Origin of the sequence: Lelliottia sp. RWM.1 (assembly GCF_016859735.1) — a bacterium.
Taxonomy (GTDB): domain Bacteria; phylum Pseudomonadota; class Gammaproteobacteria; order Enterobacterales; family Enterobacteriaceae; genus Enterobacter.
On record NZ_WLVC01000037.1, the window covers coordinates 23,034 to 49,250 of the forward strand.

Annotated in this window: 24 protein-coding genes and 1 pseudogene; 19 read left to right on the plus strand and 6 right to left on the minus strand. The window is 45.7% G+C overall.

Going from position 1 to position 26,217, the window contains the following annotated elements; genetic code table 11:
• The first annotated feature begins 49 nt into the window (after positions 1–49).
• Together GF617_RS20610 and repHI2 are read left to right on the plus strand one after the other, a co-directional pair.
• A complete protein-coding gene (locus tag GF617_RS20610) occupies positions 50–2,506 on the plus strand; it encodes an Ig-like domain-containing protein (RefSeq protein WP_001232713.1) in 2,457 nt (818 codons plus the stop codon).
• 1,107 nt (positions 2,507–3,613) lie between these two features.
• Complete coding sequence (repHI2, locus tag GF617_RS20615; RefSeq protein ID WP_000159528.1) at positions 3,614–4,702, plus strand: IncHI-type plasmid replication initiator protein RepHI2; 1,089 nt, start codon at positions 3,614–3,616, stop codon at positions 4,700–4,702.
• A gap of 2,077 nt (positions 4,703–6,779) precedes the next feature.
• On the opposite strand, the gene GF617_RS20620 is transcribed toward repHI2, so the two are convergent.
• From GF617_RS20620 to GF617_RS20640, 5 genes are all read right to left on the minus strand, one after another.
• Positions 6,780–9,200, minus strand: coding sequence for an Ig-like domain-containing protein (locus tag GF617_RS20620; protein WP_000681217.1), 2,421 nt, complete (start codon positions 9,198–9,200; stop codon positions 6,780–6,782).
• Positions 9,201–9,664: 464 nt separating this feature from the next.
• On the minus strand, positions 9,665–10,165 hold the full coding sequence (locus tag GF617_RS20625; RefSeq protein ID WP_239006559.1) for a hypothetical protein: 501 nt from the start codon (positions 10,163–10,165) through the stop codon (positions 9,665–9,667).
• 130 nt (positions 10,166–10,295) lie between these two features.
• The gene (locus tag GF617_RS20630) at positions 10,296–10,559 is read right to left on the minus strand and encodes a hypothetical protein (RefSeq protein ID WP_000149862.1); all 264 of its coding nucleotides are present in this window, start codon (positions 10,557–10,559) and stop codon (positions 10,296–10,298) included.
• 93 nt (positions 10,560–10,652) lie between these two features.
• Positions 10,653–11,414 carry a methyltransferase gene (locus GF617_RS20635; RefSeq protein ID WP_001447802.1) on the minus strand — a complete coding sequence of 254 codons (762 nt, stop codon included), beginning with the start codon at positions 11,412–11,414 and terminating at the stop codon, positions 10,653–10,655.
• Between the two features lie 80 nt (positions 11,415–11,494).
• Entirely contained in the window at positions 11,495–12,259 is a 765-nt protein-coding gene (locus GF617_RS20640; protein ID WP_000277498.1) for a hypothetical protein, read from the minus strand.
• Between the two features lie 331 nt (positions 12,260–12,590).
• Between GF617_RS20640 and GF617_RS20645 the strand changes: the two genes are divergently transcribed.
• The 17 genes from GF617_RS20645 (at position 12,591) to GF617_RS20725 (ending at position 25,920) form a co-directional block, all read left to right on the plus strand.
• Positions 12,591–13,106 carry a hypothetical protein gene (locus tag GF617_RS20645; protein ID WP_012695482.1) on the plus strand — a complete coding sequence of 172 codons (516 nt, stop codon included), beginning with the start codon at positions 12,591–12,593 and terminating at the stop codon, positions 13,104–13,106.
• Positions 13,107–13,209: 103 nt separating this feature from the next.
• Entirely contained in the window at positions 13,210–13,641 is a 432-nt protein-coding gene (locus GF617_RS20650; RefSeq protein WP_001251242.1) for a hypothetical protein, read from the plus strand.
• Between the two features lie 236 nt (positions 13,642–13,877).
• Positions 13,878–14,066 carry a hypothetical protein gene (locus GF617_RS20655; RefSeq protein WP_001107529.1) on the plus strand — a complete coding sequence of 63 codons (189 nt, stop codon included), beginning with the start codon at positions 13,878–13,880 and terminating at the stop codon, positions 14,064–14,066.
• A 32-nt stretch (positions 14,067–14,098) separates the two neighbouring features.
• Positions 14,099–14,350, plus strand: a complete 252-nt coding sequence (locus tag GF617_RS20660) for a hypothetical protein (RefSeq protein WP_000115760.1) — start codon at positions 14,099–14,101, stop codon at positions 14,348–14,350.
• A 401-nt stretch (positions 14,351–14,751) separates the two neighbouring features.
• Positions 14,752–17,142 (plus strand): Ig-like domain-containing protein, encoded by a 2,391-nt coding sequence (locus tag GF617_RS20665; RefSeq protein ID WP_000694552.1) that lies wholly within the window; start codon positions 14,752–14,754, stop codon positions 17,140–17,142.
• 433 nt (positions 17,143–17,575) lie between these two features.
• Positions 17,576–18,046, plus strand: a complete 471-nt coding sequence (locus GF617_RS20670) for a hypothetical protein (protein WP_000170639.1) — start codon at positions 17,576–17,578, stop codon at positions 18,044–18,046.
• Positions 18,047–18,095: 49 nt separating this feature from the next.
• A complete protein-coding gene (locus GF617_RS20675) occupies positions 18,096–18,392 on the plus strand; it encodes a type II toxin-antitoxin system RelE/ParE family toxin (protein WP_000581857.1) in 297 nt (98 codons plus the stop codon).
• A gap of 44 nt (positions 18,393–18,436) precedes the next feature.
• A complete protein-coding gene (locus GF617_RS20680) occupies positions 18,437–19,582 on the plus strand; it encodes a hypothetical protein (protein WP_000339750.1) in 1,146 nt (381 codons plus the stop codon).
• A 405-nt stretch (positions 19,583–19,987) separates the two neighbouring features.
• The gene (locus GF617_RS20685) at positions 19,988–20,365 is read left to right on the plus strand and encodes a hypothetical protein (protein ID WP_000645320.1); all 378 of its coding nucleotides are present in this window, start codon (positions 19,988–19,990) and stop codon (positions 20,363–20,365) included.
• Positions 20,366–20,456: 91 nt separating this feature from the next.
• Positions 20,457–20,885: a hypothetical protein gene (locus tag GF617_RS20690; protein WP_000069824.1), complete on the plus strand. Its 429-nt coding sequence runs from the start codon at positions 20,457–20,459 to the stop codon at positions 20,883–20,885.
• 64 nt (positions 20,886–20,949) lie between these two features.
• Positions 20,950–21,207: a hypothetical protein gene (locus GF617_RS20695; protein WP_001290639.1), complete on the plus strand. Its 258-nt coding sequence runs from the start codon at positions 20,950–20,952 to the stop codon at positions 21,205–21,207.
• A 155-nt stretch (positions 21,208–21,362) separates the two neighbouring features.
• Positions 21,363–21,971 carry a hypothetical protein gene (locus GF617_RS20700; RefSeq protein ID WP_000833775.1) on the plus strand — a complete coding sequence of 203 codons (609 nt, stop codon included), beginning with the start codon at positions 21,363–21,365 and terminating at the stop codon, positions 21,969–21,971.
• Positions 21,972–22,141: 170 nt separating this feature from the next.
• Positions 22,142–23,392 carry a site-specific DNA-methyltransferase gene (locus GF617_RS20705; protein WP_000104393.1) on the plus strand — a complete coding sequence of 417 codons (1,251 nt, stop codon included), beginning with the start codon at positions 22,142–22,144 and terminating at the stop codon, positions 23,390–23,392.
• Between the two features lie 294 nt (positions 23,393–23,686).
• Positions 23,687–24,007 (plus strand): hypothetical protein, encoded by a 321-nt coding sequence (locus GF617_RS20710; RefSeq protein ID WP_000834113.1) that lies wholly within the window; start codon positions 23,687–23,689, stop codon positions 24,005–24,007.
• A gap of 242 nt (positions 24,008–24,249) precedes the next feature.
• Positions 24,250–24,576: a hypothetical protein gene (locus GF617_RS20715; RefSeq protein ID WP_000556022.1), complete on the plus strand. Its 327-nt coding sequence runs from the start codon at positions 24,250–24,252 to the stop codon at positions 24,574–24,576.
• Positions 24,577–24,641: 65 nt separating this feature from the next.
• Complete coding sequence (locus GF617_RS20720; RefSeq protein ID WP_001052325.1) at positions 24,642–24,899, plus strand: hypothetical protein; 258 nt, start codon at positions 24,642–24,644, stop codon at positions 24,897–24,899.
• A gap of 229 nt (positions 24,900–25,128) precedes the next feature.
• Positions 25,129–25,920 (plus strand): hypothetical protein, encoded by a 792-nt coding sequence (locus tag GF617_RS20725; RefSeq protein WP_000774871.1) that lies wholly within the window; start codon positions 25,129–25,131, stop codon positions 25,918–25,920.
• 87 nt (positions 25,921–26,007) lie between these two features.
• Here GF617_RS20725 and GF617_RS20730 read toward each other — a convergent pair.
• Positions 26,008–26,217 (minus strand): annotated as a pseudogene (locus tag GF617_RS20730) (hypothetical protein); the annotation flags it as partial.

Consider the following 26,217-nt stretch of genomic DNA (forward strand, 5'->3'; position numbering starts at 1 on the left):
GTAGGCTGAATCCGTAGAATAAGGCTATAACCTATTCCCGGAGCATCATATGCGTAAAACTCTAATTGGCTGCATGGTTGCAACTGCCCTTGCTACTGTATCTTCGGCACATGCTCAGGTATTTAGCTACTCATTTACAGATACCAATAAGGCTGTTCGGAATATTAAGCCTGCAACACAAACATATCTTAATCCCGCTGGTGTTTTGACTCTGAACTTGATATCGGGTCTTGATCGGTACGAGCGAGTGACGGTCACACGAGACAGCGATAAAAAGGTTATGTATTCCTCCGTCTCGACCAAAACGAGCGTTGCAGATCGTATCGTTGCTGCCGATGGAACAGAATACTATGGAAAGGATATGGTTCTACCGGCGCTCGGAGAAGGGACCTTTACTGTAGTCAATGAAACTCTGGATATTCGCCAGACTGTAGTGAGCACATCTACTTATCATTTCATCGTTGATACAACTCCTCCACGCTATAAGAGTATTTATCCGAGTCAAAACGCAGGTTACGACATGGTACTTTCTGGGCCACTTTGGGAGTTGGGCCGAGGCGGTAGTGGCCAGTTTTCTATATTTGCAGACGGTATTGAGGATGCTAGTGGAATTGCCAAGATCCGTCTTGTCATTAAACGAAGTAATGGTTCTGTGGTCTCCGACAATAACCTGAGTTATGACACAGCCAATAAACGTGCGTTCTATCCGTGGATTAAAGATATGAACACCCAGGCTGGCATGCCCTCAAGTGATCTTGATGAAGAATTCACCTTCAATTTCATCGTTACGGACCTGGCAGGAAATACGCTTAACATTCCTCCCCAGCGGTTTTTATATGACGATCAAATGGGAGAATTTACGCCATTTGCAGTTCATGACTCACGTGTAAGCACCAGTGTTGTACCCGGCATTTCTTCGGGATACGTCCCGTTTAAACGAGGCCTTACAGTGCTGGAAAACCCCTACAAGTTGGTTATACGTATCCCAAGAACTAACTGGAAGCCATATCGAAATGGTGGCATGAGCATTACCAATAACTATGGCGGAGTACAGGTCCTTTCCGAAGATGCCACCTATGTCTACGTGGAAGTTAAGCTGCCACAGGGTGCCTTAGATGGAAACTACTATAGACCTGTGAATACATATCAATGGTCTGGAGGAGATCTTGGTCAGTATGCCAGCTGGCTCAACTGGGATCCTGCCTCTGTAAAGAGTCCGGCTTGGGGAAGTTCACCCATAGAACGACAAAAGGCTGATGGAACATGGTTCAACAGCGTAAACTGGAACCTGTTCAAGGCATCTGATATGCCTATAAAACTTACTAATATCCGGTTCAATGTACAGGCTAGGCCATATGATCAAAAAATCACTGGCGGAGCAACATGCAGTATTCCAGCTGGCTCAACAACCTGTACCGTCTCTTTGCCCCAGGATATTATAAATGGCACTACCGGCTATCTTCATAGTGGCTATGAAGTAAGGTCAACCACCGAAGCAACCTTCTTTGCCCCTATATGGGAGAATATAGCCTGGCATACACTGGGTCCCTCCGTCACTGGATTTGATTACATTGAAACCACCAACATTCTCCAGGTTTACGTGAATCAACCTGGAGATGGTTCATATTTCGACCATGTTTATGTAAATCGAGTTTGGTTGTCAGATAAAAACCGTAACAACGCAGAAATAAGCGTAACCGGCAAACAAACAGGTAGAAATATGGCGTCTGGGAACTACACGTATGAGTTCAACATGAAAGAGGTACCAGAAGGCAGTTATAACGTGGTAATTAATGCCCAAGATACATTCAACAATACCGGTAACCTCCCTTATCAAACTGTTGTCGTTGATAATACAGCACCATCTGTAAGTATTAGCTACGAAGGAAAACCGATCAGCAAAAACGTAACAGTATATGGGCTGGAGAACGTCCGTATACAGCTCACCGATGCTCTAACTAAACCATCCTTAAGCCGTATGACTCTTCGCGGTGGCCCTGTTTCTGATGCGGTGGAATTGTCTTGGGTGAATCTGGGAAACAACCTGTATGCACCTAATTATCCCAAGATCTTTCCGTCTCTTAATGAAGGCGAAACATACACTCTCACAGTTCAGGCCAAAGATGAGATGAACAACGTTAAAGAAAGCTCAGTCGAATTTAACTACCTTCCAAACAATCTCGTCAGGCTAGAGAATCTGAAAACCTTAGCTGTCAATGCTTCTCTCAAAACATCTGACAATACTCCTCTGGCTGTTCTGTATGCCAGCCAGCTGCGTAAAAAGGATGGTTCAATCGCTACAGGGCTTCAGGACGCAGTGCTTACTGTCCGTAAGGACGCTGCATTCGGCGTGACTGTAAATGGTGTTTCTGCGATGCCAGGTGAAAGCAAAGAGCTTCAACTGGATTTGGGGCTCGGGGACAGCCGTAGCTTTCCTATTTTCCCTGCTGTATCCGGCCTTACAGGCAGATCTGAGTTCATGATTAACATTGAAGAATTAAAATAAAGCAGGGCTGTTTTGCTGAAGCACAACGGCCGTCTTCTGATGCGCCGTAGCCCATGTTGTTGCAAATCAGTCCGACGTTCATTGCGTAAGTAACGCTTACTGCGGACCATGGTAGTGATTAGACTCACTACCATGGTCATTTCACCACATATCTTCTCTGCATTGCTCTTGTTGGGCAGACTAGTAACTCGTCACTAAATTGCAGCTTTTGTCTTGCTAAGTCGCTGGTATAACTGCACTACGAAATCGTCAAAAGATTTTATCCCTCATGTAGATCCAATAAATGATCCCAAAGGTGCCAGAGAGTACAAAGAAGATCCCGGTACGCTGTAGGCCGCATGGTTACTGGGCTGGAGCATTGTCACTGACAACAGTAGCGACATAAGTGACAACGGGAGTGACTTAAAAGACAATGGTAGAGACTATTTCGACGTTGGTAATGATTTTAAGTGACAATGGTAGTGAGGTTAGACTTAAACTTCCACTGTAAGGTAAGGTGACTCGCATTATTTAAATAAATTATTACTTTCAATTACTTGCGACACGAGTCTGCATGTATGCTTCTATTTCTCAAAAATTTATCCACCGAAAATGCCTGTGGCTGTGATTTAGCTTTGACGACAGTTTTTATCAGGGAGGCAAGTTGAGACCTGTATAAGAACTAAGCATTTATTTATCCCCATTTTCCACAAGGTAGTTCCAATAATTAGTACCTTAGTGTTCCTGATAGATCAAAAGAGATCCCCGCTGCCTCCAGGCCAGACGGCACAAGGCCTGAGACGTGATCAGTGACAACAGTAGTGATTATTTTGACATTGGTAGTGATTATTATAACGTTGGTAATGAGTTTTTTGACATCAGTAGTGATCAGAGCGACAATAGTAGTGACTTTTCATTAGATCTTTTTAACTTGATCTGATCCGTTGTTGATAAGAGTTGCAGGTCATTGTATGCAAAGAGTTTTTGCCAAGTTTTAATGAGTGGAGTCGTTTTTTTAGGTAGAACTTATGCACAGATATGGATCATCACAATGATCCATCCAGTGACATAGAGTTCGCTGGGGCTTACTATTCACCAATCTGTTTACACATTCAGTGATAACTTATTATGACTAAAGAGAAAGATACTGAGCAGCAGGACCTGGTCACCAGGGCTTTCTCTGTTAGAGAGAAAGAATCAGGTAAAGACATCATTTTGCGTCCTAACAGCAACCGTACGGTGCAGTCTATTGCTTTGATGCGGCTCGGGCTGTTCGTCCCATCACCAAAGAGTGTGGGGCGTCAAAATCGGGAATATAAAACGGTTGGCTTTGACGCAACGAAAGAGTTACAGACGCTCTCTTTAATGGAGAGCGAGGGGTTCACCAATATTTCAATTGTCGGTGAGCGTCTTGATATGTCAGTAGATTTTAAGACGTGGATGGGCATCATTCGAACCTATGCCAATCATCCGATTAACAATGACACGATAAGCTTAAAATTCACTGAATTCCTCAAGCTATGTACGCCTGAAAATTATCGCTCATCTACAGCGTCCAGAAAACGTATAGACGCCTCCTTACGCAGGTTAGCATCCGTTACCTTGTCGTTCACCAGTAATAACTCGTCCAAAGTCTATACAACGCATCTGGTACAGTCTGCCCTGTTAGACCCGGAATCAGATCAGGTTGTCCTTCAGGTTGATCCTAAGATTTTCGAGCTCTATCAATACGATCATAAGGTTTTGATGCAGCTGAAGGCAATTAAGGAGTTGGCCAAGAAGGAAAGCGCCCAGGCTCTCTATACGTTCATAGAGTCATTACCGCCAAATCCTATACCGATATCCCTTACTCGGCTGAAAAATCGTCTGAACCTCAAAACACGAGCAAATAGTCAGAATGCTACCGTGAGAAAGGCTCTTGAAGAGTTGGCATCGATAGGATACCTCCAGTACACCGAAATTAAGAAAGACGGAAAAGTATACTTCCAGATTCATAAGCGGGATCCCGATCTGAATTTGAACAATACTCAGCCTCCTTTAGAAGTGGTTGAAGATGAAGAAGAGAACTCAGGGTCTTCTGTTTTAGAAGGTGAGTTATGCCCACCAGCTGACCCGATAGACGGCGATGATGTTCTTACCGTCCATGATTTAACCGCTGAAGAACTGCGCTATATTCGTAGTCTTCGAAGCCAGAAAAAGAACAGCAACGCCAGCTAAAGTTAACCCGGCGGTTCAGGCTCCGGGTGCTAAATTACTTCTTCGATTTTCGTTAGTCCCAGCCCGCTCTTTCACGTCAACGGTAATGAGTCAAAAGTCATTACCGTTGTCATTGTTCTCTACCACCCTATGTAGATCGAGATTGCGAATTCAACGCTTTCTCCTGAGTCACCTGTTAACACCCGGTTTCTACGCTTTACTTCATTGGCCAGTACATCCAACGGAAAATATCGTAACGGGGTGACAATGGCAGTGAGTTGACCCACTCACTACCATCGACATTCAAATCCCGGCTTCTCTGGTAGCTATAGTGACAATGGTAATGATGTGTACCTTACTGGCATTGTCATTGTCCTCCGAGTGTGCGTTCAGCTTTGGGAGGACACCGGAACTTAATGCGGCGAGTCACGGCCATTGTGAATCTCGATTGGATTGGCGAATACGGCTTCCGGTTGGGCCAGATGTCAATGGTTATGCTTCATCCAGCTCATTACTGTAGTCATTGCCGTTCAGCTGAGCTGATGCTCCTCTCATTCTATGTGGCGACAACGGTAGTGAGCCCAGAAAGTGACTACCGTTGTCATGGCCGTCCAGTAGAGCGGGTCAACCTCTTAAATCACAGGGTGACAACGGTATTGAGCCCAGAAAGTCACTACCGTTGTCATGGACGTCTGGTTAAGCGGATCTACCTCTCAATTCACAGGGTGACAATGGTAGTGAGCCCAGCAAGTCACTACCGTTGTCATAGTCGTCCCGTTGAGCAGATCAACCTCTTAACTTACAGGATGACAACGGTAGTGAGCCTATTAAGTCATTACCGTTGTCATTGCCATCCAGAAGAGCGGATGATCCTCTCAATTCATACGGCGACAATGGCACTGAGCCCAGCAAGTCACTTCCGTTGTCATAGCCTTCCAGAAGAGCAGATGAGCCTCTTAATTAACAGGGTGACAACGGTAGTGAGCTCATTAAGTCATTACTATTGTCATGGCCGTACAGCTGAGCTGATCATCCTCTCAATTCACACGCCGACAATGGTAGTGAGCTATTAAAGTCACTACCATTGTCATAGACGTCCAGTTAAGTGGACCATCCTCTCAATACACACGGTGACAACGGTAGTGAGCCATTAGAATCACTACCGTTGTCATTGCTTTTCAGGTGCACTGATAAGGCTCTCAATAGACACGACGACAATGGCAGTGAGCAATTAGAGTCACTTCCGTTGTCATTGCTTTCAGCTGAGCTGATAAGGTACGTCATTTACACGATGACAATGGCAGTGAGCCAATCGAGTCACTACCGTTGTTAATGCCGACCAACCGAGGGAAGGGTCCGCTCAAAGAACTGAGTGACAACAGTAGTGAGATCATCCAATCACTACCATTGTCAGCTTAAACCTGTAGGACGAAGAGGCTTGTCCGATAAAATGACGACAATGGAAATGAGCCTATCCATCACTACCACTGTCATTAAAGTCCAGCGGTTCAACGTTAATCAGTAGCTCCGGATGACAATGGTTGTGAGTCAGGCAATTCCCAAGCATTAAGTGACAGCAGCGTAACACCTCTAAGCTCACTCCTGTTGTCAGGGGTTAGGGTATTGAGTCTCTACCGTCGTCAGTGTTTCTGAGACACCAGTATTGCAGATCACTACAATTGTCACTTAAGTATCGACGGGGGAATAGATGCAAGTGACTGGCTAACCAGTACCAGTTTAGATTCAAAACGATCCCATCTTTGTGGATGCACTTGAGTAAGCTCGTATGACGATATGTCAGAGAAGTGACAACGGGAGTGAGTTGCCGGACTCACTACCGTTGTCATCCCCGGTTGAAGGAAGAGGATCCCCGGGGCTGTATATTTACCGGGTATCCTTACTCAAGGGTTTCGACACTCACTCCCATTGTCGTAATCAACGAGTGTGCATTGTCTTTTAAAAGCATCGCTGGAAACGTACGATTAAAGTAACTTTTCTTTCGGTTCTTCCTTGCGAATCTCTGAAGACGTACTGGCTGATCGGAGTCAAGGAGGGCAGTAAAATTGAAGCCGTCAGTTTTACTGTCGGCTCCGGGTAGTTACTTCAACTCGTCGATCTGAATCATGAATTCTGAGGTGCCAACTTTCCCATTTTCGGAAGGATAAACGGGTAACAGAAGATTATCCCCCTGGCCCATATCTATTTGCACCTCAACTGACTCACCTGGAGCCGCCTGTGCCCCGTTAAATTTAATACCGAAGGCTGCATCCTTCCGCACAGTCAGCGTTGCGTTCTGGACCCCTTTAGCAATTTCTCCATTTGTCTTACGCAGAACGTTAGTGGACAGGTACGCAAGGGGTACGCCATCTGTCGTTTTGAGAGGCGAACTGACCGATAATGTGCGTAGATTATGTAACTGCACAAGGTTATTCGGTAGATAACTGAACTTCTGAGTATAGGTTTTGGTATTCGACTGACTATCGGCAACTGTTACGCTAATTGAATAATTTTCAGATGGTTCGAAATTTGGGAACAGCCTCGGATACTCAGGCATGTATGTATCTTTGCCTGCCGGTGACCACGTAAGCTCAACGTTATCAGCTGTGGGGCCACCTACGAGCTGAAGACGGGTTATCCTCGGGGTTGTCAGATTATCTGCCAGAGCGATCCTGAGGTTCTCCAGGCCGTACACTACCGTATCGTCTTTTACCGGCTTTCCGTCGAATGTTATGGCCACTGTCGGAGGAGTGTTATCCAGAGCAATTTCTCCGAAAGTTTTATTGGTCTGGTTCTGGAAGAAGTCCCTGATGTTGACCTCAACGTTGTATTTTCCTTCAGACTGACGGGATAAATCATAAGCAATCGTGTAGTTACCTGAGATACGAGATTTGATTACGCCTGTGGGTGACATCCGGGTACCGGTGTTCTTATCGGAAAGATAAAATTCCCTCAATGAGACCGAGTCGAACCAGTTACCATCGCCTTCAAGTGACGCCAGTACATCCAGCTGCTTGTTAGTCTCGTCATATGATATCGAGTTTATTACCGGCAGTTGTTTATTGTTCCAGCGTGTCATAATCCATTGCTCAGACCGCAAAATGGGATTGCTGATGCTGCGAACGAAGTAAAGGATCCTATTGTAGCCCTGGGTACCCAAGGCCATATCAAACGTCTCAGGCGCTTCACACGAGGTTTTTCCTGCCGGAATGGTGCAGGTCGCCTTACCGCCGATCTCTTGTGCAAAGGGCCGGGCTTCAACGTTAAAACGAAGTCGGGAAATTTTAATTGGCAGTCGTGATGAAGCCACACTCTCAAAATCCTTCCACTTAACCCAGTTCCCCTTGTCATCGAGGAAATCTACCCAGGTACCCGCAAATGCAGGCGTTTGGTTTGCAGATGGGTTTAGAACGAGGCTGTATGACGGATAATACCCTCCCCACTGGCCAAAGTTCGCCATACGAGCCATATCCCCATTAATTGAGCCATAGGGAAGAGTCATTTCAACATAAGCATAAGTGCTGTCTACAGCTATCTCTTTGGGGGCGGAATATTGATTGATGAACTGAAGCCCACCTTCTGAATAAGCACGGTAGTTAGATTTTGGGATCCGGTAGACTAATCGAATAGGGTTTTCGTTAACGACCATACCGGCTTTGTAAGCCGGATAATTAGAAACCCCGGGTACGACGCTGGAAGACGTATTTGGATCATGAACGGCCCACAGTGTCATCTCACCCAGCGTGTTGTCGTAGCGAAATTTTTGAGTTGGCAGCGTTCGGCTATTACCTGCGTTATCGAAGATAACAACTTTTGCAGTAAAGTCTTCATCCAGGTTGCTGTCTGGTATTCCGGTTCCCTTAACTGAATTCTTAGAGTAAGTGTGGTACATCTTTTGGCCGGATACGTCATACTGCATCTGTGTAGTGCTGTAGAGGCTACCGTCCTGCCTGTAAATATATATTAGGCCCTTATCAATACCATTTGCATCACTTACGCCCGAAGAGGTGAAGTCATACTGCCCCGTTGCCTCTAATCCAAGCTTCCACACGTCACCAGCGGTAGAGCCAGAACCAGTATTAGCGGTAAGAGCATTTGCCGCTGGAGGGGTGACATCAATTAGCCAGTTATAGTTATAGGTCGCTACAGGCTTCTGATTGAGATCTAACACGTTTATCTGAACGACAAATTTGCCTTCACCCAAAGCAGGCAAAGTTACTTTTTTGCCGTAGAACTCACTACCGTCAGCAGCTGTTAGTCGGTCTGATACACCCGTCCGTGTAGTCGTAGTATTAAGAATGACAGTTCCAGTGTCTTTCGTGACTTTGACATTAACGAAACGATCAAGACCTGAAATAAGTGTCAAAGTTACCGGTGATGCCGGATTAAGCATAAGACGAGAAGACGGGGCGTGGATCTCAATACCGTTCGTGTCTTTAAAGGCCGATTCATATATCTGAGCTGGGGCCTGAACAGACATACCGAGTCCGGCTACAGCAGTAATAAAAGCGAGATGTTTCATTCTTATTCCCCTTTAGGTTTGGTGTTATTTTAAGCTTTTCCTAAAGGTCACTATGTTCGTAAAAGTATAAAAAACTTCTCCATATGGTGCTCGAAATTACAAATCTATAATTTGCCTTTCGACAAACCTTATTGTGCGTTCAGGACGGAAATCTTTCTTTTTGGAATTACATCTGACATTTCTGTGGTGTCCAAACTGGCAACGATTGCAAAACTTATAACATTAGCCTGAAACTATCGGCATCCACATATCGCATTAAGTGATGCTTTTACTTTATGTAAAAAAGAATCAGGATAAATTAGGTATGTCAGATATAAATGCGTTAACGGACGGCATATATGAATCAAAACCTGGCGGCATTACGCCACCAGTCGAGAGGGGAGTGAACCTCAGTCAGTACGTCTACCTTCGTTCCGCAAGGCGCTTCTTGTTGTGAATTACAAACTGCCCTGGCGAGAACTGCATCATTTCACCCCTAGCAACACACGTGCCTCTTCAACGGTTTGCCAAGAAGGCATTGCTACGCCAGATTGAGTGCCGTTGCCCCTGCGCTCACCTGTGTCACATTCTACATAAAGACGCATCAGCATCGCTTCTGTTTCAGCGGCCCGGCTATTATCCATTACCAGTTCTGCTGCGCGTCGTAGCTGTTCTGGAATGTCATTCCACATTCCCGCACCACTTCTGTCTTTGTTAGTGAGCAAGTCTTCAATAGCAGATGAAGCCATGTTAAGCAGGTCAGCCGAAACTAAAGGCATCGGCGGGGCGGTATAGAGGATTCGACGTCTTCCGCGTCTGTCTGGATCGTATTTATCATAAAAAGCTTTGTTCACATCTTCCCAGTGCCACTGAAGTTGCCCGGTTGCGTCATGGTGGCAAAACTCGCACTGATAAACAGGCGCAATCGACATAACTGCCTTTCCAATACGTGCCAGTACAGCAACTTCGTCAGCTCTGAGACTCATTGCTTCGCTTGGGTTACTACCCTCGGCAAATTCCAAAATTTGTTCAATACGTTCTGGTGTGAAAGTGGTCATAGGCTTTGAAAACATATTTTTCCAGTTGTGCTTACCATATCATCAGGCATTAGGAGCGTTAGCGAATAATTAACAGGTCAGGACCAAAACTAAATCCTTCCCCCATACGGTCTTCATGACGGGAGACATATGCCTTACCGTATTTCTCCAGATCCTGTAAGCGATCTTTTGCCAGATTCCACGAGTATTCCTGGCCCCACACGGGTCCGTCACGCCCGTCAAAGCGGTCAGGTTTACAATTTGCTTTCAGAAGAGCGTAGACATGCTCCACCGTGGGTAGCTGCAAAGCACTATTAGCCTGAGAAACGGCAGTATGCGTCATTTCTGTTCACTCTTTATTGATTTAGTCAGTTAAGCCGGTCAGGTAACTTTAACCGGCTACTCGTATTAAGATTTCTTTCCGGTTGCTTGTCAGTTAGCGGCGAAGATCAATTTCAAGGCGGGCTGTTTTGACCTTTGTTCCGGACTCCCTAAATGTATCATCCGGAAGAGGCGAAATTTGTCCGCCAAGTTGTTTGACTCGCTCCCTGAGCGCTTTTGTCAGTGTGTCTTCCCGGAACAATACCCCAGCTGACAGAATGGCCTGTAAGCGACCTCGCTTAGCGAGCATTGCGATGGCATGCATGACATGTTTAACGTCAGAGCGTTTAAGGAATGGTGGATTCATAACGATAACATCAAAAGTTTCATCGGGCTGGTACCCAAGAAAGTCGGTATGCACCAGCTCGACTCCTGTGCTAAGGACACTATCGTTCTTCACTGCAAGGAATCGCTCATCGTTCAATTCGATCCCGGTAATCAATGCATCCGGAGCCGCCAGTTTTAAGGCTTTCAGAATGCGGCCATCACCAAACTCTGGCTCCAGTACACGCTCCCCGGCAGCTGGTTCAGCGCGTAGAACCATATCTGTGACTAAATTCTCAGGTGTAGGGAAGAAATTGAACAGATCTCGTGGGATGTCAACCGAACCTGTCAGAATGATTTGCTCGATACGCTCAGCTGCATCCGCCGTAAAAATATGTGCCTGCTCTTTTCGGTTCCATTTGCCACCGGCGGCTTCGAGCACTTTGTTTGTCTTAACATAAATGCTGCGGTCGAGCTGGTCGGCCAGGAAAAGAAAGTTCCCTTCAGCACGGCAGCGAGATAAGACGTTCAGAACTTCAGTTGAGATTTGCATTAAAACTCCATTAAGAGGATTTACCCGCCTGGCGGCAGCGGGTTGGTTACTTAAACGGGACAATTCAGATTTGGCCTTGGTTAGTCGGCAGACAACAGCAGGGATGGGCTGTTATAAGAGAAGCGGTCAACGGGAGCCTTATCAAATCGCTGACCGCTTGCATCAGGGGTCAGAACGAGTCCGTTATGGGCGCAATGAATGTGGAGCAACATATCCCCGCCGGTGTTGATGTGTAAGGCAGGCACACCCTGATCGATTTCGAACATGACACCAAAACAGGGGTTACCTTCCTTGTTAACAACTTCACAGTGGATGTTATGTTGGCCGGTAACGCTGACCTGATAGGCCTGACTGTCCTCTTCTGGCAGTGTTTCCTCCTCCAGGCGCCAGTCCTGAAGTGTGAGGCTAATTTCAGGGGTGTCATGCTCTTTCTGAAGAGCCTGGATACCTTTACGGAACAGCTGCATCATTTCAGGAGTAAGGCAGTCTTCCTCAGCTCCAAAATGTTCTTTCCAGCCTTCAGGATCTGCATACATCCAGACGTTTTTAGCGAGCGAAGGTAAGGAAGCATCAGGCTCTACAAGGAGGTGAGGGATGTTCTCTTTGATTCCGAGATAACGTACCGGCTGGCCATTAAGCGGTAACCCATCCGACACTGTAACTTCTGTTCCTGGCAAGACGACGCTGTTTACCAGACCTCCACAATGTTCGGCCACCACGCGGCCTAAATCTGCCATAAACATCCGATGCTTTTCTGGTGAGTCCAGCTCACCAAGGAGTTCAGGTTTAAGCAGTAAACCGGTAATAATCTCAGTCAGTTCACGAGGAGATACTAATTTATACATTTTGTTTTCCTTTTCTGTGTTGGCTTTATATTACCAATCCAGATGCACGAGCTAATAACCTCCAGACAACTTTTTCAAAAATTATTTACTTAAAGCAGGGTGCTAATATGCGCAAGAAATGAATTTAGGAAGGACGGCTTCAAATTTAACTTTTTGGTTTTTTATTTTAGACGGACTTTAAAATAGCATCGTTGATAAAATAATAAACATGGTTTGTTTTTTTGTTTGTATTGACAATCAAATGGGTATAAATTAATTTACTTACATGGCGTATATTTAACGCCACCGCCCCGGCGGCACCGGGCATAAAAGGAAAACCATTTTGAAACCGATGCTCAAAAAAGATTTTTTTTCAGCTATTGAAAACCTTCTCAAAGCTGGCTTTCAACCTCGCTTTTACACTGTTAACAGTGGCCGAATCGGTCTCATTACATTCACTGATAAAAATGGAACAAAACAGGTTGAACAGGTTTATTCCTGCACTTCTTTAGCCGCCAATACTTTTGGAAAGCGCTTCACCACTTGGTTAGAAGAAATTTTTCAAAAGCATAATGAAGAAAAAGTAGCTGATTCCGGGTTCGAGGTTGGTAGCCGTGTCTGGGATAAATTGATGTATACGTTGCGCACCATTTCAGAAATTCGTGCCGGGGGGGTGCTGGTGCTGGATAACGGTGCACAGCGTACACTGGATGAAGTGCAAAAAACGGCACCTGAAACAAACCAGGTGGAGCCAAAGGAAATCTCTTCACTTCAGGAGCTGCTGAACGCTTCCAAAAATCTGGAGCCGACTTCGCCTGAGCTAATTGCGGCTCTTAATGAGGCTCTGTCAACCGCCATAAAACGGTGAATGCAACGGCAGTCTGGCACATCAGGCCTTGTCAGAGATTAGGCCTGAAAAGCACTTACGTACCGATATAACACCTAATTCCCCTCTAAGGAGATTGCCCTAAATGGCGATGAATAAAAAAGAACAAGCCGCGTATGATGAGCTGGTGGCACAGGCCAGAATAAACCGCGCTTTACGCTGGTCTGACTATGGCGTTGAACGCGATATGCCCGTACCAGAGGTCTCGGGGGAATACCAAAACGGCTGGAGCTTCAACACCGCCACTGGCACTGTTTATCCGACATGGAGCGGAACTACGGTTCACGGCACACGGGAAGAGGGAGAGGTTGTCGATGCAACCTCCCGCCGCATGCGAGGCATGAATGGTAGCCAGAACGGCATACCACAATACAGCACCAAAGAACGCGCCCTGAAGGCATTACGCTGTTCGCTTGAAATCAAGTTTGCCATGCAGCTGGATGCCATAGATAAAGCTATCGCAAAAGAAATAGAGCTGTCCACCGCTCGCCGGGAGAGCGATACATCAGATGCCTAGCGGTAAACCATCAATTCAGGCCCGTGATCAGAGGGGCCTTAACGCCCTGAAAGAGGCGGTTCCAGCGACGGCACAACTACAGATGCGGGTTACCCCTGAACGTAAACTGCGTTACGTCAATCAGGCAAAGGCCGAAGGTCTGGGTCTAACAGACTGGGTCCAAAAGCATATGGATAACGTGTGTGATCTGGCAGGCCAGCCTGAAATAACCATGTACAAAGATGATGGAGAAACAAGTGGCCAAAAATAACAACAGTCTCAAACAGCATGTCTTCAATATGCTGTCGGCTGGCAGCGAACTTAAAGAAGTGAAGCGTTTTCTCACCAGCAAGCGAGTTAAAGCCCGCCTGGCAGTGTCAATGATCCACGAGCAGGCGATTGCTGTGCAGAACACTGAATACCAGAATTATCCGGCTTATAGCTAACTGGTAACAACAATTACAGAGAGATACTTAAAATGAGCGTAAACCCAGAATACACCAGGGTTCAGCATGTCCAGATTATTCGCGAGCGAGATGGGCAGAAGGAAGTTGTTCGAGTCTATGATGAAGATGGCGACGTGGTTCTGTGTTTACCTGCCTACATTCAGGATGAGGAAATAAATCTTATTCTGCGCCGGTTGAATGACGTATATTCAGTCGGATATCGTGTAGGTGATGCAGCCCGCCGCCGCGCCATCAAAAAAGCGCTGGGGGATGATGAGGAGTAAGGCCATTTTTACTGGCAAGATATCTGTATACCGGAGTCTTTAGAGTACGTTCTAATGGCTCCGGATTATTAATACTGTTTTACTCATGCAATAAAAAGCAAACCAAAATTCTTTCGCTAATTCATTTTTAAATGCTCAAATCATTAAATGTAAGGAGCGTTATTTATCAATAGGTATGGCGTTCTTAATGGCTATTAAGCTAGTTCTGCTTTCGCTTGCTTCTGGAAATTAGGGAAACCTAATTTTACCCTATCAAAAAGTAACTTTTCTGGTTTTGTTGCATTCACGTAAACAAAAAAGTCCCGCCGGGCAGAAAAGAAAAACATCAAAAATAGCTATTTTCCCGAAAAGATCACGAACACTGAAAAAGTATCATGGGGAACCTGATCAGGAGACAACCCATGAAAATCAAACTAGCCCTGCTTATTGCATTTGCAGGTTTCAGCGCAGGAGCTTCCGCTGAAATCGCAGAATTCAGCTTTAAAGATACCCTGAACGTTAAAAAGACCGTATCGCCTGCATCCGTATGGATTAATCCGGTAACGAGCTTTGACGTTGCCGTTATTTCCGGTCTGGACCGTTATATTACGCTCAGTCTGCTGAAAAGTGACGGGAGCCTCATCTGGAGCACGAAAAGCAGCCTGGTTACCGTTGATGACCGTACCACATCTTCGACAGGCTTTGATTATTACGGCAAGACTCTGACCGTACCAGCGATGGGAGAAGATAGCTTCACCCTCAGAGAGGTGATTACCGACTTGCAAGGGAAGGAGGTCTCCCGGCAGGATTACCCGCTTGCAATTGACCGAACGCCTCCGGCAACGGGTACCATAAGTTATACGAGAAATGGGTGGAACTTTGGCAGCGAAGCGATCTTCACTTCAGTACCAGCCGGTATGCAGTACGCCAGCGTCCAGGCACTGGTCTTTAATGGACTGAGTGATAAAGGTTCCGGGCTTGCTAATGCTGAATATTTCATAACCGATGCCGCTGGAGTGGAGCGTAAAAAGCCAGCGGAAATTAATACAGTGGAAGGTAGCGTAACCGTTCAAGTCGCCGACGCAAGCAGCAATGCCCTGGCACCGGAAAACCGCTCTGAATATAAAGTGGGGATCTACCTTTATGACAAAGCGGGAAACAGGAGCGAACTAAGCCGCCGAAGCGTAATTGATCGGGTTAAGCCTGACGATATCATCCAGGTGCAGGACGCCACTACCGGATCATGGGTCTCCTATCAGTCTGGCATGACCGTCTTCCAGAACCCTATTTCCGTACGGGTATTAAGGAAGAAAAGTGACTTTACTGCTGTTAACGGTTCCAAATATGGCTGGGCGGACTCGAATTTCCAGACGTCCGATAGCACTTATAATATCTATACTTTCAAATACATATATCCAAATGTGGGGGATACTTATCATGAATTTCAGACTCTGGCGGGAGGAGTAAGACGAATTCATCATAACTCCCTCAACTTCACTCCAGCCCCGGCGATGGAAATAGCCCCGAAGATAGTGGCTAAAGAGATGTACCGGAGTGATACCAGTGAGTGGTTAACTCAGGCCTCAATCAGCGTTAAAACCGCCACCATTAGCCGCATAAAGGTAACCGCAGAACCCCGACCATACGTGCAAAAGTTCAGAACGGTAAAAAATGCAGCCTGGTTCTGCACTATTCCTGTCGGACAAAGTTCATGCGAGATGACGGTTAACTTCAACTACACCAGTGACAAAGGATTTGAGTATCTGCATCTTTACTCGGGAAAAGATGGTGACAGCATATTCGATGCGCTTGCTGGTAATTTTACGGTTATCTGGGATAACAACCCACCGGTGGTTAATGTCGCTCAGGTAAACAAGGCCTCCAAGACAATCACTATGACGGCCACCGATAATGATCGCGTCAACGCCTGGAACATCAGCTACTGGGATACCAAAGTTTTCGAAGCCACCCTTAAAAATGCCCGGGGGGAAACTTTCACCCTGAAGCCTGTGACTGTCAGTGAAAGCGATTATAAAACCAAAAACGCCACTTTCTCATACGCTGGTCTACCGGACGGGGATTATACGGTTGTTAGCGTGTCTGCCACGGATCTTGTTGGAAACACAGGAACCAAAACGCTTAATGCACCGCTGAAAATTGACTCAACGCTTCCGGTTATTGCGTTCAGCTTTAATGGCGCAGACGCAGAAGGAAAACTGGTTAAAGGGCTTGAGAACCTACGCATAAGCGTTACTGATGCCTCTGGGGATGCTTCCCTGATATCGCTTCAGCTCGCTGGTGGACCTAACTCTGAAAAGGTCACCCTTGCATTCACGCCGCTATCCAAGGATGTCTTTATTCCTGAATACCCCAGAATCTTCCCCAATACTGACGAATCGGGACAGATGTATCATCTGGAGGCTCTGGCTATTGACGAATCAGGTAACCGGACCACTAAAACGCTTAATTTTACCTACCAGCCAGCTAACCTGATTATGCTGGATAATCTCAAGACGCTGGCCACAGCCGTAGCACTGAAAGCAACGGACAACACGCCGCTGGCCATCATCCGAACCAGTGTGTTGCGTCGTCAGGACGGTTCTATCATTACCGGACAGTTAAACGGAACCCTGACTGTTCAGAAAAACGCCCAGTTCGGCGTTACGGTTGCCGGAGTTACGGTCCAGCCTGGTGAAACTAAATCGCTGTCACTGGATCTTGGTAATGGTGAAGAGCGCACATATCCCGTTACTCCCGCTGTAAGTGGTCAATCTGGCACGGCCACATTTACTATAGAATTCCCTCAAACATAAACCCTACACAAGGGTACGGTAGTATGCCGTACCCTGTTACGCCATCCTCAATGTAAAATGTAGAGTTGAGCATGACTTAATTATTACTTTCTCATTAAGTGTCTCTTAAACTGCAAACGGGAAAGTAATATTCCCGAGACGGGAAGGACTCCTTCCTTTTGGTTATAATCTATGATGCTAAACTGTGTAATTACACCGGAACAATGTCCTCGTTTAAATCGCTGGCACCAGTACATGATTTATCCATGAATGCTTTTTGATGCAATTTTACTTCAGAATGCTCTTAATTTTTTAAACAAATTATATTTGAATCCTTCGTGTATAAATTTGCAGCCCCTCTCTCAATGTTTTTTTAAAATATTTACTCTCAGGTTATTAGCCAGTAGATTCATTCTGTCATGATTACTCCAGAACTAACCGGAGGAATCACATTATGACCAAATATTATGATCGCAGTGGAATTGAAATCTCCAGCGCAAAAATCCGCTGTGTTGATTCTGTAAAAGGTACTGCGGAATATACTTTTCGTATTGTTTGCGATAAATGCAATGGGCGGGGAGAGCGTAAGCATTTTTATAGAAGTCGCTGTATGGCTTGTAAAGCCACGGGTTACAGCCTCGAAACGACCCGTACTGCTTACACGCTGAATGCGCTGTACCGCATTAATGCGCAAGCTGCCCGCAAAGTGTCAGCATCCCTGCAAGACGAGCGTTTAAGGACTGAAAGCGCCCACAGTTCTGCGTTCACAGCATGGTGCAGGTCTCATCAAAAAATGGTTGATGCAATCACCCAACAATCCAGTAGTAATAATTTTCTGGAAAGCCTTAAGTCTTCTTTAACCCACCAGCGTCAGTTAAGTGATAAGCAGCTGGCAGTTGCCGCCCGCATTTTAGGTATTCATTAATTCAAAGCCCTTTTAATTTAATTTTAAGGTCAATTATTACGGAGGAACTATGATCCATTCATTTAAAGACAGACGGCTTGAAAAGTTCTTCCGTAATGGAAAAACAACGGCAGGTATTCCTTCTGAAATTATTAACGCGATTCTGTGTCGACTTGAAACGCTGGATAATGTCCAGAGTGAGCGGGAGTTATTATCCAACAGCTTGCGTTATGAACGCTTAAGAATGACGTCAAACCGTTATTCCTCCATTCGAGTAAACTCTAAGTATCGATTATTCTTTGAATGGAATGATGGCGCACATAATGTTCATTTGTCTGCACATGACTATAAATCGCTCATCCATTAAGGTTAAAAATGAAGCTATTTTCAATTTCATCCCGGGATACAAGCATGGACGCGATGTTTTATATCCAGGCCAGTACTAAACAACAGGCAAGTTACATATTTAGTACCCTTTCCCCGAAGCCTACTGCGAACTGCCAGCTTACAGATTTGCAGAATGAGACGGTCGTCCCTTCCATAAGCCCTATTTCGCTTTCACTTAACCCCTGGTCGATCAATTCCCAGTCCCGAACCCGGGAACTGCGTATGGCCACGCATGGTCTTAACCTGATCTGTGCAGTCACGGATGAGCATACCCGTCAGATAGTTGACTTTTGCGATAACCTTGGACAGCAGCTTAAGGATCCGGACGACAAAAGCGCCTGGGTTAAGCTCATTAATTCTGAATGCGCTTTGCTTAATTCTCCGCGTCTCTATCCCGTTCTGCTTGAGCCGGATACACCGGCACAATTTGAAATCTTTGTGCCAGCTCCGGAAGATGGAGAACACGACACGGTCATAGCCAGCGTTGTTAAAGAATGTTTCGGAGATGAATGCCGGTACAGAGTAACGGACAAAGCTTTTGCAATGTCGGAAAAGCCAGTCATCAGGCTGGAAGCTCATTTCAATGACAAACGCGAAAAGGTTTTAGAACTGACCTTTTCCTGTTTCAATCTTTCACTCTCAGCGTCCGTGCATGAAAACCAGCTACGTCAGATTTTGTTACTTTGCGAAGACTTTGGCGTAAGGCTTCAGGGTAGAGCAGGGGCATCCTGCCACGTTAATATGCGCAGTGCTTACCGTCGTCTTGCTCATGTTGGCACCGGCTCTCGCCCAGGTGATGACAGTGATGTGCGGGTCTATACCTCGTTAAAAGAAGAAAAAGATGTTAAGAGGCTGCTTGATAAGTCAACCAGGGGAAGTGAGCTTGTACCGGCGAGGCACGGGCAGCAGTTTAACGGGGTCTTAGTGAATGCCACACCCGCATCGGCCACTACTGGTTTCATTTACCTTTCGCATGATTTTCCGGAAGGCCAGTTTATGATGACAGCCGAGGTGTTGCATGTTGGAATTACACCAGGCGGTATTTACTACATTGAAACACTGGACGGTTACCGGTTTATCGTGACAGCGTTTGAGAAGGGATTAATGAACGGTTTGAGGGAGTTTATAGCTGCAAATGAGGAATATTTTAAGTATTACCGCTGGTCTTAGTATCTGAGCTGAAACCGGTAGGCCAGGGAAGGCAACCGGGAAAATGCAATTTAACCTGATCCTATACCTACGACTATCTTTATCCACTTATAATAGCCTCACCAAATTATAATGCCCGATCACCGCATTTGCTTAAACCTCACATATTCTTCTTATGCTTCCCCTGATAATCTACGACCGAAAGACAAAGGAAAGTGAATACGAAATAAGATTTATGAGCACATAAAAGTTACTTTTCCTTGGTGGCACATCACAAACATTGTGGGTTTCATAATCCTTTTTGTTATTTAAAAAGGATGTGTTCAATTCTAATTAAAGGTGGTATTTTTTTTGAAAGTTTGCTGGGAGGTTATTAGCTGGGGGGATGGGTAACAGTATAATAAGTACAGATGAAAAGGAGGTTTTATGAAAGCGTTAGACGTGGTTTCAACTCAACTCAACTTTATTAATCTGTTGGATCAGGCAGGATATGCTCTTTCAGAAATTGTTGTAAAACGCTTCAGTGCTGCACCAGCCTTTAACGAAGGGCACTGGTTGTTCATTGCAGAGCAGGATAACCGCTACATTGAAGTGGTCTGTATTCTCTCTTTAGCTTCAGAAAGCGGAGAGCAGCATATTGATGTTTTTATTAATATGTTCGAAGACCCGATTGATGATGTTATTTCACGAAACATTGAAACCAAAACCTTTGCGACGCTTTATAAATACATTGAACGTATACCTTTTACTCCGGGTGTAAAGAAAGAATTCTTGAGCAGTATTGAGAACATCAATTTTAGTTAATCAAAAACCACAACTTTTTGCCACCAAGTTATTAGGTAATGCTATCAACCTGATATAATTACCTTAACATGAATATGAGCGGAGCCGGGTTATGTCTAATAATACTGAAGTCATTAGCTGTGATTTATTTTCAACTCTATCTTCACTTAATTTTAGCACCGAGGATATTACAGGTTTGACTCCGGCCAACTTTCGAAAGGGAGCTTTCTTACATGCAAAAATTTCTGCTAGCCAGGCCACGCGAGCGACTGATATTTCCATTCAATTACTCACGGATCGTGTTTCAGGTGAAATGAACTACGTAATAGTAATTGGCAGGCACGAAGGACTCCTGCAAAGCGAAGCAATTGACCCAAACGCTGATAAGCAATACCGGGAAAACCGTTATTCTCGCCATTTTATCTCAGTAACCGATGCCAATACCAAAGCCCTGAAAAAAACCTGCAAGGTAATGAAAACATATATCAAAGAGCAGGCATTTAAGCCTAACACCTGGGGGCACAGTTTCATTAAGGGTTGATTTATTCTTGCCCCGGTGAGCCGGGGCAACGCTAAATTAACCTCAAACTGTGCTGGAGGCACAAATGTCTGAAAAACACTTTATCGTTAAAATCCAGAACCGAAACGGCGACCATGAGAATAGCTATGTTCGGTTACTCGTCAGCGATTGTGAGAAAAATGCTTGCCAGACGGCACTCATTTCAGAGTGCCATGGCGAGCTTGAACAGCTGAGTTTTGAAGACGGTGGGGTTTACGACTACAACGGCGAAAATCACTACAGTGTCAGGAGCTGCGTGGAGGTTGCTCCAGAAGACGTTGCAACTTTGCAACGCTTCCTTTAACACCTGCGACATTTGATTAAATATCGGGCGTCCGCTACAGGATGCCCGTGATTTAAACGATTCCTCAAAGATCGCTGTCACTCCTGATAACTGTATTAAGAGCAGGTTTGTGATAGGTTCAGCGTAACAACATTACTGGAATTTTGGTTGCCTTGATGAAGAGCTGCTTTTCTGATTTACCCGTTAAAGACGGCACGTCCGGAACCTGGAAACTGGACACATTCGAAATTACCGCAGATAAGGCGATGAGCCTCGCCCTTCGTGCCGAGTATACAGGTAATACAGACGAGTTTATCCCGCCCGGTAGATATCGGCGTTTGTCCAACGGCTGGGATGTGGTGATGTCCAATACCCCGATGGAGATCAGAACCTGCCAGGATTTTTTAGAGCGAGCCACCGGGCGCGTGCTCATTAATGGTCTTGGTCTGGGGATGGTGCTTCACGCCATTCTTCAAAAAGAAGATGTAACCCATGTAACAGTAATTGAAAAAGAACAGGACGTTATTAACCTCGTTGCGGCCTCGTTTGCAAACGATCCTCGCGTTGAAATTATCCATGCTGATGCAATGATGTATTGCCCACCAGCAGGCGTCACGTACAACGCATGCTGGCACGACATATGGCCAGACTTCGCAACAGCTAACCTCTCACAGATGGATAAGCTGGAAATTAAGTACCGGGACATCTGTGAATGGCAGGGCTCGTGGGGCAGGGAGGAGTGTGAGCAAAAGCACATTGAGTTTCAAAATCTTGGGGCTGATTGAGTACAACTTTTGAAGGTGTCTCCGCTAAAGAAGACTGGGTCTCTTTGCGCATGCCCAGCTGTGCTGCATGACCTGACAAAGCCTATAAATAAACAGATCGGTTTGATTTAGTAATCCCCCTTCCAACCATCAGGCCGATATTTAAACTGCATCTCCATTAAGGATGGCTGATGAGCACGATTTCTACGGATTTAATTGCACGGATCTACGCAGCCTCCGAATTGCCGTTGAGCAACGACGAGCTTTATCGCGAAGTGCAGCGTGAAACTGGCATGTCGGATGCCGAATTGCACGAACTGAAAGAATTTGGGTCAGATAAAACCAGAACCAGCGGCGTCAAACACAAAGTACGCTGGTTTCAGCAGACTCTTCGGCAGGCCGGAGTCATCGAACGCGTTCCAGAAAAACGGGGCGTCTGGAGATACTCCTCTAAGACGAAAACAAACCTACACGAGTCATGGGAAAAGCTCTGTGTTGTCGGTTTCTCAACTTCTCTTGGGGCATCGGTTTTTGGAAACGCCTATGCCTTCTTCAGCAATATCACAGAGCAAATTCATCTTTGCCTGACCTCGCCGCCTTACCTCCTTCGAAATTCAAGAGACTACGGGCATGGCGGGGGGCGTGGCGAGCAGGTTTATATTGACTGGCTTCTGCGTATCCTCGAACCGATCGTGAAACAGCTTGTACCCGGCGCAAGTGTGGCATTGAATATCACTCAAGATAGCTTTAATAGGGGCAGGCCTTCACGTTCTCTGTATCTGGAGCGTCTGACACTGGCATTATGTGACAAGCTGGGGCTTGAGCTCATGGACAGGCTTCAGTGGGTGAATCGCAGTAAGCCCCCATCGCCAACGCACTGGGCATGTAAGCAACGAGTGCAGCTCTGCTCATCGTATGAGCCTGTGCTGTGGTTTACCAATGATGCGAGTAAGGTTCGTTCAAACAACTTACGTGTACTGCAACCGCATTCAGAGCAGCATCTTAAATTGCAGGCAGCAGGCGGTGAAAATCGCACGACCTTTTATGGTGATGGGGCGTACCAGCTTAAAAGCGGATCCTTTGGAAATAAAACAGAAGGAACGATCCCCAAAAATACTTTGTTTTACGGCAATAGCTGCGCTGATACGAGATTTTGCCATTCCATTGCCCGCGAGCTAGGTTTTCCGCTGCATGGTGCAACGTCTCCTACCAGGCTTGCAGCGTTTCTGATTGAGTTTTTGACAGAGCCGGGAGATCTTGTTGTAGATCCCTTCGCTGGCCTGCATAAAGTTCCCATCGCAGCCGAGCGACTTGGCAGACGTTGGCTGGCGACGGACAAAATCATGGAATGGCTGGCGATTTCCCGAAACCTTTTTACGGCCGCACCGGGATATAAGAGTAACCCCATGCTGGACGAGCTCGCCGAACTGTATCGGGCTTAATGCAAGTTAACGGTTTTGATAAAGTGGTTTGAAGCGACAAGCGGTTTATTCATTTTGCATTGTTTCTACCATAAAATGACAATATTAACGGCTTAGCATACGCCGCAGAGATAATTAGGGTGCCATTCATTTCCGGTTGTCTGTATTAACGAGTGTATTCAATATTCACTTGTTTCTCCGATATAGACCCAACAAAAAAAACTGATGGTTGTGATACAGAACTTGTTGAATTAACATCCGGTACATTAACTATATTGGTAATTTAGACGGTTTCTAAATTAAAGGTGGACAGATATGAAGTCAGATACAGAAATGGTTTCTCCTATCGAGTTGCACATTGGCGATCATGTCCAGCGGCATGGTGCTTTATTTGAGGTTATGCATATTGTTGAATCCGAATGCGATATTCCCGGCGGCATCCGGGTAGCAGCATGCATTTCACGGGTTATCGGTGACGTTACGGGCAATATTCCTCGTGGTTGGCTGGAAACACCGAAGCGTATGGCTGAGCGAGGAGTTAAGTGGGCGACGAGTCTGCCTGAGGGGCTTTACTTTAACATCCAGGGGAACGCACATGCGAAAGTAAGCCGGGTTATTCGTAATGTGACTAATTGAAACTTTTTTCTGAATTGCGGTGTAAAAGTTACTTTTCACCGCATCGTTTTCCCTAACTACTAAATCAGAGCTTCTCTGAAATAAGCGGATTTAACCGCTAGCGATTTATTCAGGCCATTTTATTCTAATCATTATCCTACACTTCAAAAATATTCATTATTTTTTCTTCTGACCTATTAGCCAGAATTCTCGATTCGGTATCATTTACTTACGGTAAATCTTTTGAAAACGAGGTAAATGGCATGCATTCTCAGGATCCTATCACGAAATTAACCCAGACGTTGCAACGCGACGATGGTTCTCAGGTTCGTATTGTAGCGCAGCGGGGATATGGAAGTGGGCTTACAGCCTCGCTTGATGTGTACGTTCTCCGTCGTGATTCCTCTGAAAGCAACTGGTCACTGTGCGGAAAAGATCCTCACCCAGAGTGGAGAAAGATGTCAGTAGATGAGTATCAGAAATTTGGACGCTCTGAAATGCTGCGTTATGCCACACCAGGTGAAATTCTCAGGGTGGCATCCGCTATTGGCCAGCCAATGAGCTTCCTCGATGGCAACCCTGCGTTTTAGCCCGAACCCTGGCGACGCCTTTTAAACCGGCGTCATTCTTTTTACGAGCAACAGACGGAGAAAAAATGAATCTGAACGAACGAAGCACGAGCGCAGCAACGCCAGATTTGAGCCGACTTTATCTCATTTCCGGGCGCATTATGTTTGATGATGATGATCAGGCCTACCTGGTCGAAGCCGACTCCCCTGGTGATGCAGAGGAGGCTTTCCGGCATCATATTGCTGACAGTGCCGACGACTTAGAAAAGGTGATTATAGTTTCCTCTACAAGTTTCGCTTCAGCTCACAGCAGTCGCGTAATTTGTCGGCCTGCCGTGAAGTAATTTCAACTTCCAATGATATTTCCCTCTTTATAAAAGCCGCCGTCTGGCGGTTTTTATTTGCAAAAATGAATATTAATCCTGAATGATATTAATTTAAGATGAGGTAGTGTTCATATTCTTCTTCTTAATATTTTTTCTAAAAAAACGCCTTCAGGTTATTAGTTGGTATTAGTGTATTTGTTATGATCTTCTCATCAAATACATTAATTAAATAATCAAGGAGTCAACTGTGGCAGATAATTATACTCAGGCGTCGTTTATTATTCCCTGCACTCAGGAGCAGGCAAAAATGGCACAAGAAGCAATCACATTCGTTACCGAAGCAGAAATTGCAGAAGGTGAGCGTTTGCTTGATAAGCCACTGACAGATTGTTCTCTGACTGAGAAGCTGATCCTCAGTATTATCGAGAACCACCCTGAGTATGACCCTTCTGAGCCGAGCTTTGGGCAACCATCCTGCCCAGACTGCAATTATGAACTGTTGTTCGCAACAGAAGTTACCAGCAGTGGGCTGGCAGTTTTTCATGGAGAGACCATTGATCTTGACCATGCAATTTGCCTCACAACTGCCGTGCTGTCGGTATTCGACCTCTCGGAAATGGTAACAATTACTGCTGCATTTACATGCAGTAAAAGCCGGACAGATGAATTTGGGGGTATGACTATTCTGGTCACAAAGGATACCCACTATTACCAGGATGGCTGTCAGTTTTCTCGTCTCATGAATGAGGCTCACAAAGCCGGTATCCAGTATGCTCTGTGTAAAGTGACGCATTACCACGGTGAGAGCAGCTATGTGGCAAGCTATGTCCTGAGCTGCGACGTAGCGGATTCAGCCCAGGAGGTCGTTAACAAACGACTGAAGGCATGTGCCGGAAAAGAGCCAGAAGACGGAATCTATATTCTGTGTGAAGAAGACAACACTAGTCTTTCGGTCGAACTCGTTACAGAACTGTCTCCGCTCGATTACGACAAGCTGAGCAAGCTTCTCCCTTCCCTTGACACCCTTTGCGGCGCTTAAGCCTGCCAATTACCGTAGCCACCGGTTTCCCCGGTGGCCTGGAGCCTGCCATGACCAATAAATTCATAGTTTCTACCGTTGATTGTATCAATGAATTTGCAAGTGACGTTCCGCAGAGTGTTTCCTTACGGATAGATACAATGCTTGAACAGCGTATCCGCAAATTGGCGGCATACGTGAAAGAAAACGATCTTCATTTAACTGAGTTTTACTTCTATGAGGCTTTGTTGAATAAATCGAACTTTTGCTGAGTTGAAGGATCAGATCACGCATCTTCCCGACAACGCAGACCGTTCC

Excerpts from the sequence above, each read along its gene's own strand:
- GF617_RS20610 (WP_001232713.1), top strand. The coding sequence starts at position 50 with ATGCGTAAAACTCTAATTGGCTGCATGGTTGCAACTGCCCTTGCTACT.
- repHI2 (WP_000159528.1), top strand. The coding sequence starts at position 3,614 with ATGACTAAAGAGAAAGATACTGAGCAGCAGGACCTGGTCACCAGGGCT.
- GF617_RS20620 (WP_000681217.1), bottom strand. The coding sequence starts at position 9,200 with ATGAAACATCTCGCTTTTATTACTGCTGTAGCCGGACTCGGTATGTCT.
- GF617_RS20625 (WP_239006559.1), bottom strand. The coding sequence starts at position 10,165 with ATGAGTCTCAGAGCTGACGAAGTTGCTGTACTGGCACGTATTGGAAAG.
- GF617_RS20630 (WP_000149862.1), bottom strand. The coding sequence starts at position 10,559 with ATGACGCATACTGCCGTTTCTCAGGCTAATAGTGCTTTGCAGCTACCC.
- GF617_RS20635 (WP_001447802.1), bottom strand. The coding sequence starts at position 11,414 with ATGCAAATCTCAACTGAAGTTCTGAACGTCTTATCTCGCTGCCGTGCT.
- GF617_RS20640 (WP_000277498.1), bottom strand. The coding sequence starts at position 12,259 with ATGTATAAATTAGTATCTCCTCGTGAACTGACTGAGATTATTACCGGT.
- GF617_RS20645 (WP_012695482.1), top strand. The coding sequence starts at position 12,591 with ATGCTCAAAAAAGATTTTTTTTCAGCTATTGAAAACCTTCTCAAAGCT.
- GF617_RS20650 (WP_001251242.1), top strand. The coding sequence starts at position 13,210 with ATGGCGATGAATAAAAAAGAACAAGCCGCGTATGATGAGCTGGTGGCA.
- GF617_RS20660 (WP_000115760.1), top strand. The coding sequence starts at position 14,099 with ATGAGCGTAAACCCAGAATACACCAGGGTTCAGCATGTCCAGATTATT.
- GF617_RS20665 (WP_000694552.1), top strand. The coding sequence starts at position 14,752 with ATGAAAATCAAACTAGCCCTGCTTATTGCATTTGCAGGTTTCAGCGCA.
- GF617_RS20670 (WP_000170639.1), top strand. The coding sequence starts at position 17,576 with ATGACCAAATATTATGATCGCAGTGGAATTGAAATCTCCAGCGCAAAA.
- GF617_RS20675 (WP_000581857.1), top strand. The coding sequence starts at position 18,096 with ATGATCCATTCATTTAAAGACAGACGGCTTGAAAAGTTCTTCCGTAAT.
- GF617_RS20680 (WP_000339750.1), top strand. The coding sequence starts at position 18,437 with ATGGACGCGATGTTTTATATCCAGGCCAGTACTAAACAACAGGCAAGT.
- GF617_RS20685 (WP_000645320.1), top strand. The coding sequence starts at position 19,988 with ATGAAAGCGTTAGACGTGGTTTCAACTCAACTCAACTTTATTAATCTG.
- GF617_RS20690 (WP_000069824.1), top strand. The coding sequence starts at position 20,457 with ATGTCTAATAATACTGAAGTCATTAGCTGTGATTTATTTTCAACTCTA.
- GF617_RS20695 (WP_001290639.1), top strand. The coding sequence starts at position 20,950 with ATGTCTGAAAAACACTTTATCGTTAAAATCCAGAACCGAAACGGCGAC.
- GF617_RS20700 (WP_000833775.1), top strand. The coding sequence starts at position 21,363 with ATGAAGAGCTGCTTTTCTGATTTACCCGTTAAAGACGGCACGTCCGGA.
- GF617_RS20705 (WP_000104393.1), top strand. The coding sequence starts at position 22,142 with ATGAGCACGATTTCTACGGATTTAATTGCACGGATCTACGCAGCCTCC.
- GF617_RS20710 (WP_000834113.1), top strand. The coding sequence starts at position 23,687 with ATGAAGTCAGATACAGAAATGGTTTCTCCTATCGAGTTGCACATTGGC.
- GF617_RS20715 (WP_000556022.1), top strand. The coding sequence starts at position 24,250 with ATGCATTCTCAGGATCCTATCACGAAATTAACCCAGACGTTGCAACGC.
- GF617_RS20720 (WP_001052325.1), top strand. The coding sequence starts at position 24,642 with ATGAATCTGAACGAACGAAGCACGAGCGCAGCAACGCCAGATTTGAGC.